Raw genomic sequence first — 12,414 nt, forward strand, 5'->3', positions numbered from 1 at the left:
GAAAAGGCCGGGCACCGCCCGGTCTTTTTTTGTTTTGCAATCAACAGTCTGGTCCGACTGGCCCACCCAATGTTGCAGATTCGCCGCACAACCGGCGCCCGATATGATTGTGACGTTTTGGCAACAGTTTATGAACAACCCCCGCGCTAAAAGGCTTGCCGAGGGAACTGCCCATTTCCCGCCATAAACCCGGAGCACCCGAGATAGGTCTCGGGATGCGTGCCAGGTTGGCCCGGCGATGGGACCGGCCGCGGGGTGTGCGGCAAGGACGAGTATGGACGCCAGGGAAATCTCCAAGGCCAAGCTGCCCAGCCGCTACGTGACCGAAGGTCCGGCGCGCGCGCCGCATCGCTCGTATCTCTATGCCATGGGCCTGTCGGCGGCCGAGATCGCGCAGCCTTTGGTCGGCGTCGCCAGCTGCTGGAACGAAGCGGCCCCCTGCAACATCTCGCTGATGCGCCAGGCGCAAGTGGTCAAGAAAGGCGTTGCGGCCGCCAGCGGCACGCCGCGCGAGTTCTGCACCATCACCGTTACCGACGGCATCGCCATGGGCCACCAGGGCATGAAGTCGTCGCTGGTGTCGCGCGAGGTGATCGCCGATTCGGTCGAGCTCACCATGCGCGGCCATTGCTATGATGCGCTTGTCGGGCTCGCCGGCTGCGACAAGTCGCTGCCCGGCATGATGATGGCGATGGTTCGCCTCAACGTGCCGTCGATCTTCATCTATGGCGGCTCGATCCTGCCCGGCAACTATCGCGGCCGGCAGATCACCGTGCAGGACGTGTTCGAAGCGGTCGGCCAGCATTCGGTCGGCACGATCAGCGATGAAGAGTTGCTGGAGATCGAGCAGGCGGCGTGCCCGTCGGCGGGCTCGTGCGGCGCCCAGTTCACCGCCAACACCATGGCGACCGTCGCCGAGGCGATCGGCCTTGCGCTGCCCTATTCCTGCGGCGCGCCGGCGCCCTACGAGATGCGCGACCGCTTCAATTTCGCCTCCGGCGAAAAGGTGATGGAGCTGATCGCCAAGAACATCCGGCCGCGCGACATCGTCACCCGCAAGGCGCTGGAAAACGCGGCGACGGTGGTGTCCGCCACCGGCGGTTCGACCAATGCGGCATTGCACCTGCCGGCGATCGCGCATGAAGCCGGCATCAAGTTCGACCTGTTCGACGTGGCCGCGATCTTCGAGAAGACACCCTATATCGCCGACCTCAAGCCGGGCGGCAAATATGTCGCCAAGGATATGTTCGAGGCCGGCGGCATTCCGCTCTTGATGAAGACGCTGCTCGACCACGGCTATCTGCATGGCGACTGCATGACGGTCACTGGCCGCACTTTGGCCGAAAATATGGAGCACGTTTCCTGGAATGAGAGCCAGGATGTTGTGCGTCCCGCCGATCGGCCAATCACCAAGACAGGCGGCGTTGTGGGCTTGAAGGGCAACCTTGCCCCCGAAGGCGCGATCGTGAAGGTCGCGGGCATGTCGGAACTGAAATTCTCAGGCCCGGCGCGTTGCTTCGATTCGGAAGAGGAGTGCTTCGAAGCGGTCACGCAGCGCAACTACCAGGAAGGCGAGGTTCTCGTCATCCGCTACGAGGGGCCGCGCGGCGGTCCGGGCATGCGCGAGATGCTGTCGACGACGGCGGCGCTCTATGGCCAGGGCATGGGCGGCAAGGTGGCGTTGATCACCGACGGACGCTTCTCCGGCGCCACGCGCGGCTTCTGCATCGGCCATGTCGGGCCGGAGGCGGCGGTCGGCGGGCCGATCGGGCTGATCAAGGATGGCGACGTGATCTCGATCGATGCCGAGAAAGGCACGATCGAGGTGGCCCTGTCGGACGCCGAGCTGGCGGCCCGGGCAAAGAGTTGGAAGGCGCGCAAGACCGACTATCAGTCCGGCGCGATCTGGAAATATGCGCAGACCGTAGGGTCGGCCCGCGACGGCGCGGTAACCCATCCGGGTGCCGCCAAAGAAACGCACTGCTATGCGGACATCTGAGGTGTTGAGGTCGTCTGTCTTTTCGGCACTGGTCGCTCTTGCGACCTTGGGCGCCGTAGGGCAGGCCATGGCCTTCGACGACAAGGTGTTCGACGACAAGACCGGGGTGAAGCCGCAGTCGAGCCCGTGGGCGGTGTTCCAGTTCGGCTTCTCCGCCTACAAGAGCGGCCACAAGGACCAGGCGGTCGAGGCCTATAAATACGCCGCCGAGAACGGCCAGATCGGCGCCACCTGGAAGCTTGCACGCATGTATGCCGAGGGTGACGGCGTGACGCGCGACGATTATGCCGCCTTCAAGTTCTTCTCGGAAATCGTCGATCAGGATGTCGAGCCCGGCTCGCCGGAAGAAAGCTATGTGTCGGACGCGCTGGTGGCGCTCGGCGACTATCTGCGCAAAGGCATTCCAGGCACCCCGGTCGAGGAAAACGACGTTGCGGCGCAGGAATATTACATGCGCGCCGCCGCCAACTACCGCAATCCGAACGCCCAGTTCGAGATCGGCCAAATGTTCCTCAAGGGCGAGGGCGGCGTGAAGGCCAGTGTCAAGCAGGCCGGCCGCTGGTTGCAACTGGCGGCCGAGAAGGGCCATGCCGGCGCGCAGGCGACGCTCGGCAATCTTCTGTTCCAGAGCGGCAAGGTCGTGCGAGGCCTGGCGATGATGACGGCGGCGCTGCAGCGGGCTCCGGCGGTCGATCAGCCCTGGATCCGCAACATGCAGGAAGAGGCTTTCGCCGCGGCCGGCGAGGCCGATCGCCGGACCGCGATCTCGCTCGCCGACGACATCCTGACCAAGGGCAACAACGGCGACCAGTAAGCGCCGAATAATCTCCCCCTGAGATCAGCAGCGTATCAGTTCTCGGTCGGCTCCGTGGGCGCCGGGCCGGGCGTCGGAGTCGAGATCGATGTCGGGTGCGGTTTGGGCGCTTCTCCCGCACATTCGTCCTTGATCCTGGTCCAGGACGTGTTGTTGAGAACCATGTCGCAGCGGGCGAGGTGGCTCTCGCCGGCCAGCGTCAGGCACGCCGTCTCGCCGACATTGAAAGATTTGCCGTTGGCAAGACAGGTTGGCGCCGCCAACAACGGCGCCGGCACGGCAAGCGCCAAAGCAAGGCCGACCGGCCAGAAAAGAAATCGGATCGCCATTCAACCCCCACAGCAACCCGCATCAAAGACTGGATTTGTGGCGATATCAGGGTCCAGGGAAGCTTGAAATTCTCAGGCCGGCCGCAGCCTTAGATCGATCGCGACCGGCACGTGGTCGGAAGGCTTTTCCCAGGCGCGGACGTGCTTTTCCACCGAGGCCGACGAGAAACGGTTGGCGGCTTCCGGTGAGAGCAAGAGGTGGTCGATGCGGATGCCGTTGTTCTTCTGCCAAGCGCCGGCCTGATAGTCCCAGAAGGTGTAGACGCCGGCCGAGTCGGTCACGGCGCGCACCGCTTCGGTGAAGCCGAGATTCTTCAGCCGGCGAAAGGCTTGCCTTGTCTGCGGCTGGAACAGCGCGTCGCCGAGCCAACTTTCGGGAAACCGGGCATCGGCCGGCTCCGGGATGACATTGTAGTCGCCGGCCAGCACCAGCGCCTCCTCGAGCCGCAGCCGCTCCTGCGCCCAGCGCTCCAGCCGCGCCATCCAGGCCAGCTTGTAGGAAAACTTCCGTTCATCGTCGATCGGGTTGCCGTTGGGCAGATAGAGGGAAGCGACGCGCAAGGCGCCCTGGTCGGTCGAAAAGACGCCTTCGATGAAGCGGGCATGGTCGTCGGCATCGTCGCCCGGCAAGCCGCGGTTGACCTCGTCGAAAGGCAGCTTCGACAGGATGGCGACGCCGTTGAAGCTCTTCTGGCCGTTGGTCTCGACATTATAGCCCAGCGCTTCGATCTCGGCGCGGGGAAACAGTTCGTCGACCGACTTGATTTCCTGCAGGCAGACGATGTCCGGCGCGCTCTCGGTCAGCCAATGGGTGAGGTTGCCGATGCGGGCGCGAACGCCGTTGATGTTCCAGGTAACGATCTTCATGCAGGCCTCAATCTTGTTCCGGCGCAAGGCGCTCGACGAGGCCGATCGTATTGCCTGCACGGACCTTTAGAAAGGCCATCCATTCGCATTCCTGCCATGGTCAAAGCGACAGCCATGGCTATCCGGTTGCACCGGTTCAAGCTTTGCGAAGTTTCAGCCGATCAGATGGAGAAGCTGGTGCCGCAGCCACAGGAAGCGACCGCGTTCGGATTCCTGATCTGGAAGGACTGGCCCATCAGGTCGTCGACGAAGTCGATCACCGAGCCGCCCATATAGACCAGCGACAGGTCGTCGATCAGGATGGTCGCGCCGTCCTTCTCGATGGCGACATCGTCGTCATTGCGGTCGCCGACGAGATCGAATTTGTAGGAAAAGCCGGAGCAGCCACCGCCTTCGACGGAGACGCGCAGAGCCGTCTTGCCCGGTTCGCCGGAGACGATCCTGGCAATCCGCTTTGCCGCGGCGTCGGTCATTTCGACCTTCATGGAAGTCTTTGCATCCGCGCCCATCGGCGTCACCTTGCTTTCGGTTTCCTATGATAGGTATGAAGCGGGCGCGGGCAAGTCAACTGGTGGGTGAATGGGCGAGGATGCTCTTGGCGACATCGGCTTCGGCTATCGGCCGCGCGCTGTCTATGCGAGCGACCCGGCGCGCTCGCGCGGACGCCTGTTCGACGAGCCCGAAAGCCCGACCCGCACGCCGTTCCAGCGCGACCGCGACCGCATCATCCATTCCACCGCCTTTCGCCGGCTGAAGCACAAGACCCAGGTCTTCGTGGCGCATGAGGGCGACCACTACCGCACGCGGCTGACGCATTCGATCGAGGTGGCGCAGATCGCCCGCGCGCTGGCGCGGGCCTTGCGCGGCGACGAGGATCTCGCCGAAGCAATCGCCTTGGTCCACGATTTCGGCCACACGCCGTTTGGCCACACGGGCGAAGATGCGCTCAACGAAAAAATGGCCGCCTGGGGCGGCTTCGATCACAACGCGCAGTCGCTGCGCGTGGTCACAAGGCTCGAACGGCGCTATGCCGAATTCGACGGGCTGAATCTCACCTGGGAAACGCTGGAGGGGCTGGTCAAGCACAACGGCCCGCTGACCGACGCGAGCGGGAAGGGGCTCAAGGGCCCGGTGCCGCAGGCGATCCGCGACTATTCGGAGCTGCATGACCTCGAGCTCGACCGCTTCGCCGGCATCGAGGCGCAATGCGCCGCCATCGCCGACGACATCGCCTACAACACCCATGACATCGACGACGGCCTGCGCGCCGGCTTCCTGACGCTGGACATGCTGAGGGAGGTTGGCCTGCCGGGCTCGATCCTGAACGGCGTGCGCGCAAAATATCCTCAGCTTGACGACGTCCGCACCGGCCACGAGCTGATGCGGCGGCAGATCACCTTGATGGTCGAGGATGTCATCACATCGACCGCGGCCAATATCGAGCGCCTGAAACCCGACAGCGCGGACGCGGTGCGAACAGCGGGCGAAACCTTGGTGACCTTTTCGGCAGGCATGGCTACGGCCGAGAAGGAATTGAAGGCCTTCCTCTACAAGCATCTTTACCGGCATCCGGAAGTGATGCGGGTGCGGGCCGACGCCGAGCGGATCGTGCGCGAGCTGTTCGACGTCTATTTCGCCGATCCACGCGCCATGCCGGATGGCTGGCGCGAGGGGCTCGACAGGGCCGAGGATCGCATCAAGGCGCGCAGCGTCGCCGACTTCCTGGCCGGCATGACCGACACCTATGCGCTCAAGGAACATCGTCGTCTGTTTGACCATACGCCCGATTTGAGCTAGGGCGAGCCTCGATTTTGCCGGCCATTGAGCCGGTCGCCTCTTAAAGCCCAGAGCACTTCCAATGAATATCTTCGCCGATTTCAACGCGCGGACCGTAAAAGCCGTCCAAGCCCTTGATCTGAAAGACAAGGAGGGGGCCGCGCCTGACCTGTCGCGCATCACGGTCGAGCCGCCGCGCGATGCAAGCCATGGCGATCTCGCCACCAACGCTGCGATGGTGTTGGCCAAGCCCACCGGCCAGAACCCGCGCGCGCTTGCCGAAAAACTGGCCGAAGCGATCCGCGCCGATGCCGACGTTGCCTCGACCGATGTCGCCGGGCCGGGCTTTGTCAATCTCAGGCTCAAGGACGCGTTCTGGCACAGGCATCTGGCAGCGCTGCTTGGCGAGGGGCGCAACTATGGCCGCTCGAACATCGGCGGCGGCCGCAAGGCCAATGTCGAATACGTCTCGGCCAATCCGACCGGCCCCATGCATGTCGGCCATTGCCGTGGCGCCGTAGTCGGGGACACTTTAGCCAACCTGATGGCTTTCGCCGGCTACGACGTCACCAAGGAATATGTCATCAACGACGCCGGCTCGCAGATCGACGTGCTCGGCCGCTCGGCGCTGCTGCGCTATCGCGAGGCGCTCGGCGAAGACATTGGCGAGATCCCATCCGGCCTCTATCCGGGCGACTATCTGGTCCCGGTGGGCAAGGCGCTGGCCGAGGAGTTCGGCCTCGGCCTGCTGGAGATGCCGGAAGAGGAAGCGCTGGCGATCGTCAAGGACCGCACGGTCGATGCGATGATGGTGATGATTCGCGAGGATCTGGCGCTGCTCAACGTGCATCACGACGTGTTCTTCTCCGAGCGCACGCTGCATGCCGACAATGCCAAGAAGATCCGGGCGGCGATCGCCGACCTGACGCTGAAGGGCCATATCTACAAGGGCAAGCTGCCGCCGCCGAAAGGCGAGAAGCCAGACGATTGGGAAGACCGCGAGCAGACGCTGTTCCGCTCGACGGCGGTCGGCGACGACATGGACCGGGCGCTGGTCAAGTCGGACGGCTCGTTCACCTATTTCGCCGCCGACGTCGCCTATCTCAAGGACAAGGTCGACCGCGGCTTCATCGATCTGATCTATGTGCTCGGCGCCGACCATGGCGGTTATGTGAAACGGCTCGAAGCGCTCGCCCGCGCGGTTGCCGGCGATACCGTCAAGCTCACCGTGTTGCTTTGCCAACTTGTAAAGCTGTTCCGCGACGGCGAGCCGGTCCGAATGTCGAAGCGGTCCGGCGATTTCGTCACCTTGCGCGACGTGGTGGAGGAGGTCGGCCGCGACCCGATCCGTTTCATGATGCTTTACCGCAAGAACGACGCGCCGCTCGATTTCGACTTCGCCAAGGTGACCGAGCAGTCGAAGGACAATCCGGTGTTCTACGTGCAATACGCGTCGGCGCGCTGCCACTCGGTTTTCCGGCAGGCGAGCGAGCAGCTGGGCGAGGCGAATTTCGATCGCAACCGGCTCACGGCCTCCGTGGCGGCGCTGGCCGACGAAGGCGAAATCGCGCTGATCCGGAAGCTGGCCGAATATCCACGACTGATCGAATCCGCTGCGCTTTCGCTGGAGCCGCACCGGCTGGCATTCTACCTCTACGATCTGGCTTCCGGCTTCCATGCACAATGGAATCGCGGCCACGACAACCCGGACTTACGTTTTGTTAAGGTTAACGACCGAGAATCAACCTATGCCAGACTAGGGCTGGTGCAGGCTGTTTCGGATGTCTTGACCTCCGGCCTGACGCTGATCGGGGCAGACGCGCCCACCGAAATGCGTTAGGTTTAACTAAAAAACCTGTCACCTTTTGCCCACATTGCGCTGGTAAGGGCCAACCCTGCGCGACGTCCATGGCGTCCGACTGTGTGCGAGTTCGGGAACAATAATGGCAGACAGAACCCCGCTGAAAGTAGCCGACCACAACGATATCGCCGCCGACGATCCGTTCGCGGAACTGACCCGGATCATGGGTTTCGACCCGCGCCAGCCGGTCAGGCAGCCGGCTCCCGTGGCCGAGAAAGCCGTGCCGGCTGACCAAGCTCCCGAGGCGGACGATTTCGACATCGACCTCGAGAAGGAGTTGATGGGCGAGTTCGATTCCGTCGAGGAAAGCGAGCCGGTCGCGCAGCAGGCTGTCGTACATCAGATCAGGCGGGAGCCGGCCTTCGAGGCTGCCAGCGTCGCCGCGAATGACGACGAGCTGACCGCGTCCTTCGAGCAGGATTTCGTCTTTGACGATGCGGCGGACCATGCCGACTTCGCCGTGGCTCGCGCACCGGAGCCGCATTTCGCTGCGGCGCCGCAAGTTGCCCCGGAGCCGGACTTCGCGCCAGAGCCGCATTTCGCACCGGAACCGGAAATCGCTCCCGAGCCGGAAGTCGCTTTTGACGACGATTTCGACAAGGCGGTCGCCAGTTCGCTCGATGTCCCGGCGCTCGAGGATGATCTTCCGATCGATCAGGAGATGGCGACTTCGCTGGACCAGGATTTCCAGATCGACCATCACAACCCGGCCGAACATCATGAGCCTGCCGACACCCGTCAGGATGCCGTCGAAGCCGTGCAAGCCGCGAGCGAAGGCGCGTTCGACGCCGATTTCGACAATGCGGTCCAGATGTCGCTCGAAGACGAGCTGTCGTTTGAGAGCCACGAGCAGGAGCAGCATGCGCAATCCGCCGAGCCGGTCGAGGCTTACGCGGCAACGCCGGTGGTTTCCGAAGGTGAGTTTGCCGGTCATTTCGACCAGGCGACGACCGATGTCGAGATGGATCCCGGTCAGGACATGAATCTCGGCCAGGAACAGGGTTTTCAGGAGCCGGAGCTGTCGCTTGACGATGAGCCGGAACCCATGGTCGAGGCGTCGACCGGGATGGCGCATTTTGCCGACGAGCCCGAGCCCGAGCTTGTCGCGTCCGACCCTGCCGCCGCGCTGACCCTCGAGGACGATTTCGAACTGAGCTTCCGCGATGCGCTGAACGAGGAGCCGCAAGCTCCGGCCGTCGAGCCGGCCGCCGTGTTGCAGCCGGCCATGGTCGAGCGGGCTCCCGTCGTCGCCGATGCGGTTCCGCCGGTCACGGCCGCAGAGCCGGCGAAGCCGGCCAGCGAGCGTAGCCTGGAGGACGAGCTCAATGCGCTGCTTGGCGCCATGACCGCGCGGCCGATGCCGGTGATCAAGGAGCCTGTTCCCGCGCCGCGGCTGGTTGCGCAACCTGCGGGCTACGAAAGCGAGAAGGCCGAGGCCGACGATCTCGATTGGGATCTCGATGAGCACCAGCCGGTGCAGAACGACCAGGGCGTTCAGCCGGTCGAGAGCGGCTTGGACGACCTGCTCGCCGGCGAGCTCGACCGCCAGGATTTTGCAACCCCGGCCAAGGCTGAGCCTTCCAGGATCGAGCCGGACGTTGATTTCGACGACGACGCTTTCGGCGCCGCTTTCGCCAAGAGCATAGAGGCCGAGCAAGAGGCCGCTGCCAGGGCGAAGTCTCCGGCAAATTCGCCCGACTGGCTGCATTCAACGTCCGTCGAGCAGACAAAGTCGTGGAGCCGCTCGACCCCGACCGCCGCTCCGCCTGTGCAAGCTTCGTTCGCGGCACAGCCGGCGCCGTCGGCTTCGCTGCAGACGGCCGCGCCTTCAGCATCAGCGCAGATGACGGCGCCTGTCTACCGCAACGAACCGGCACCGGATTATTCCGCCTATGCCGAGCCGACGCAGGCCCCGATGTCTACGACCCAGCCCTCCCAGCATGACGACGTACCGGACGTCGAGACGGTCGATGTCCCGGAGCGCGTGGTCGCGCTCGCCGACGACCTCGACATTCCGGAGCTCAGCTTCGAAGAGGACCAGCCGGCGGCAACCGCATACGACGATCTCGACGCGGAATTCGCCAGCCTGCTCACCGACATGAACGCGACCGAGATCGCATCGGCGCCCGCGCAGAGCCGGGGCTATGATGATGAATCCTACAGTGCCGGCTTCAACGGCTACGACCGTCGCGACCTGCGCGCCGAGGCTCCGGCGGCTCCAGCCGCCCCGGCTTCGTTCGCGGCCGCGAACGATTACGACACCGACGATCTGCCCGGCAGCCGGCCGGTTTCGCAGTCGGACGAGTTCGCCAACGACGAACTCGACTACGATCCCGAGCTCGAAGAGGCGATGGCGATCCCCGGGCTTGCCGAGCGCGAGGCGGCACAGCCGCGCCGGCGCGGTACGATGATCGCGGCGCTCGTCGGCGCCGTGGTGGTTCTCGGCGGCCTTGGCGCGCTGGCCTTCTCCTTCGGCGGCAAGGGCGGCAGCGAGACTCCGGTGATCGTCAAGGCCGACAATTCGCCGATCAAGGTGAAGCCCGAAAATCCGGGCGGCACGGTGGTGCCGAACCAGGACAACAAGGTTTATGACGCGGTGGCCAAGGGTGGCGGCGCCGCCAAGCCCGCCGAGCCGGTGCAGCAGAAGCTGGTGAATACCACCGAGCAGCCCGTGGACCTGGCATCGAAGGAGCCGCCGCCGAGCCGGGTCGTCGACCTTTCACCCAACGATGCCGACGCCTCGGCTGGTGCCAATGCCGCCGACAAACCAGACGCAGCGTTGCCTGGCGTCGCGCAAGCGGCAGCGCCCGAAAGCGCCCAGCCGGCAAGCGCGCAACCGGCAGCGCCGGCGCCGAAGTCGGAAGACCGTATCGCCCAGGTGCTGCAGCAGGATGCGGACAACGGGGCCAGCAACGACGTCGTCGCCGTCGCGCCACGCAAAGTGAAGACCATGATGGTGAAGCCTGACGGCTCGCTGGTGCCGCGCGAGGATCCGGCTCCGGCCGCGCCGAAGGTCGCGGCGGCCGAGCCGAGCGATCCGGCACCGCAGCATGTCGCGCCGGCTTCCGATGGCCAGCAGACGGGAACCGTGGCTGCCGGCACGGACCAGGCCGATGCACCGGCTGTCAAGCCGGTGAAGCCCGCGAAGAAGACTGAAGCCAAGGCGCAGTCAGCCAACACGCCGGCAGCGGTGCCGGTGGCGCCAGCGCGTCCGTCCGACCAGCCGGTCGATATCGTCGGCGAGGTCAAGCCGGACCAGGTCGCTTCCATCGATCCGGCCGTGGCAGCCGGTGGCGGCTCGTGGTCGATGCAGATCGCCTCGCAGCCGACGGTCGAAAGCGCGCAGTCGACCTATCAGGACCTGCAGCGCCGCTATGGCAGCGTTCTTTCCGGCCGCACGGCCAGCATCGTCAAGGCGGAAGTCGCGGGCAAGGGCACGTTCTACCGTGTTCGCGTTCCGGCGAAGTCGCGCAACGATGCGATCGCGCTCTGCACCAGCTACAAGGCGGCCGGCGGCAACTGCTTCGTATCGCGCTGATCGACCTATCTTTGTTAGATGCAATTCCGGACGGAAAGCTACGGCGAAGTCGCCGAGCCCAACCGCTCCACACTTTCCCCGGAACTGCTCCGACTCTCGAAGCCGGCGCCGCCGCAAGGCCGCGCCGGCTTTTCGTTGTGGGCTTTGGCGAGCCGCAGGGCAGGGGTGATTCCCTTTGCCCGGCCAAAGCCTTAAGCTTGTGTGCATGAGCGAATCAAAATCCATGATCCTCGGCTGTGCCGGGAAATCCCTCACCGAGGACGAAATCCGCTTCTATCGCGACGAACGTCCGTGGGGCTTCATCCTGTTTGCGCGCAATATCGGCGAGGCCGAGCAGATCCGTGACCTCGTCGCCTCGATGCGCGACAGTGTCGGTCGCCCGGACGCTCCGGTCTTCATCGACCAGGAAGGCGGCAGGGTGCAGCGCCTGCGTCCGCCGCTGGCGCCGAACTATCCGGCCGGCGGCGCGCTTGGCGCGTTGTGGCGCGACGATCGTGAGGCCGGCCGCCGCGCCGCCTGGCTGCTGGCGCGGCTGCATGCCTTCGATCTCTCCCGCCTGGGCATCACCGCCGACTGCCTGCCGGTGCTCGACGTTCCGGTCGAAGGGGCCAGCGACGTCATCGGCGCGCGCGCCTATGGCAAGGAGCCTAATGCCGTGATCGAGCTTGGCCGGGCTTCGGCCGAGGGGCTGATGTCCGGCGGTGTGCTGCCGGTGATGAAGCATATTCCCGGCCACGGTCGCGCCTTCGCTGACACGCATTTCGCGCTGCCGATCGTCGATACGCCGCTCGAGGAGCTGCGCCGGCATGATTTCGCCCCGTTCAAGGCGCTCAACGAGCTGCCGATGGCGATGACCGCGCATGTCGTCTACAGCGCCATCGACCCCGATAATCCGGCGACGACTTCCGCCAAGGTCGTCAATCAGGTGATCCGCGGCGAGATCGGCTTCGACGGGCTTCTGATGAGCGACGACACCTCGATGAAGGCACTTTCTGGGGATTTCCCGACAAAGGCGGCCTCGATCCTTGCGGCCGGCTGCGATCTCGTCCTTCACTGCAACGGCGTTTTCGAGGAGATGTCCGGGATCGCGTCGCGCACGACGGCGCTCACGGCCAAGTCCTTGCAGCGCGCGGAGCGGGCGCTGACCTATATAAAGAACCGCGACGTCGCCGACGAAATCGCGATACGCGCTGAATTTGCCACCTATTTCGAAGCGGTGGCCTGAACCGA

At 64.7% G+C, this 12,414-nt stretch carries 9 protein-coding genes; 6 read left to right on the forward strand and 3 right to left on the reverse strand.

The features are described from left to right. Positions 1 to 274 precede the first annotated feature (274 nt). The gene (gene ilvD / locus RFM98_RS01455) at positions 275 to 1,999 is read left to right on the forward strand and encodes a dihydroxy-acid dehydratase (protein ID WP_320307168.1); all 1,725 of its coding nucleotides are present in this window, start codon (positions 275 to 277) and stop codon (positions 1,997 to 1,999) included. Continuing rightward, positions 1,986 to 2,813, forward strand: a complete 828-nt coding sequence (locus RFM98_RS01460) for a tetratricopeptide repeat protein (protein ID WP_320307169.1) — start codon at positions 1,986 to 1,988, stop codon at positions 2,811 to 2,813. Before ilvD ends, RFM98_RS01460 begins: the two co-directional genes overlap by 14 nt. A gap of 35 nt (positions 2,814 to 2,848) precedes the next feature. Here the strand turns inward: RFM98_RS01460 and RFM98_RS01465 are convergent, their stop codons facing one another. The 3 genes from RFM98_RS01465 to erpA form a co-directional block, all read right to left on the reverse strand. Then, positions 2,849 to 3,142, reverse strand: coding sequence for a hypothetical protein (locus RFM98_RS01465; RefSeq protein WP_320307170.1), 294 nt, complete (start codon positions 3,140 to 3,142; stop codon positions 2,849 to 2,851). A 72-nt stretch (positions 3,143 to 3,214) separates the two neighbouring features. Next, on the reverse strand, positions 3,215 to 4,009 hold the full coding sequence (gene xth, locus RFM98_RS01470; protein ID WP_320307171.1) for an exodeoxyribonuclease III: 795 nt from the start codon (positions 4,007 to 4,009) through the stop codon (positions 3,215 to 3,217). Between the two features lie 161 nt (positions 4,010 to 4,170). After that, entirely contained in the window at positions 4,171 to 4,518 is a 348-nt protein-coding gene (erpA, locus tag RFM98_RS01475; protein ID WP_320307172.1) for an iron-sulfur cluster insertion protein ErpA, read from the reverse strand. Positions 4,519 to 4,588: 70 nt separating this feature from the next. Here erpA and RFM98_RS01480 point away from each other — a divergent pair, with 70 nt between their 5' ends. The 4 genes from RFM98_RS01480 to nagZ all read left to right on the forward strand — a co-directional run bounded on the left by RFM98_RS01480 (position 4,589) and on the right by nagZ (position 12,409). After that, positions 4,589 to 5,806 carry a deoxyguanosinetriphosphate triphosphohydrolase gene (locus RFM98_RS01480; protein ID WP_320307173.1) on the forward strand — a complete coding sequence of 406 codons (1,218 nt, stop codon included), beginning with the start codon at positions 4,589 to 4,591 and terminating at the stop codon, positions 5,804 to 5,806. Between the two features lie 61 nt (positions 5,807 to 5,867). Then, positions 5,868 to 7,625 carry an arginine--tRNA ligase gene (gene argS / locus RFM98_RS01485; protein WP_320307174.1) on the forward strand — a complete coding sequence of 586 codons (1,758 nt, stop codon included), beginning with the start codon at positions 5,868 to 5,870 and terminating at the stop codon, positions 7,623 to 7,625. Positions 7,626 to 7,728: 103 nt separating this feature from the next. Continuing rightward, entirely contained in the window at positions 7,729 to 11,184 is a 3,456-nt protein-coding gene (locus RFM98_RS01490) for an SPOR domain-containing protein (protein ID WP_320307175.1), read from the forward strand. Positions 11,185 to 11,389: 205 nt separating this feature from the next. Continuing rightward, the gene (gene nagZ, locus RFM98_RS01495) at positions 11,390 to 12,409 is read left to right on the forward strand and encodes a beta-N-acetylhexosaminidase (protein ID WP_320307176.1); all 1,020 of its coding nucleotides are present in this window, start codon (positions 11,390 to 11,392) and stop codon (positions 12,407 to 12,409) included. The last annotated feature ends 5 nt before the right edge of the window (positions 12,410 to 12,414 follow it).

Origin of the sequence: Mesorhizobium australafricanum, from assembly GCF_033977265.1 — a bacterium.
In the GTDB taxonomy this organism is placed as follows: Bacteria; Pseudomonadota; Alphaproteobacteria; order Rhizobiales; family Rhizobiaceae; genus Mesorhizobium; species Mesorhizobium australafricanum.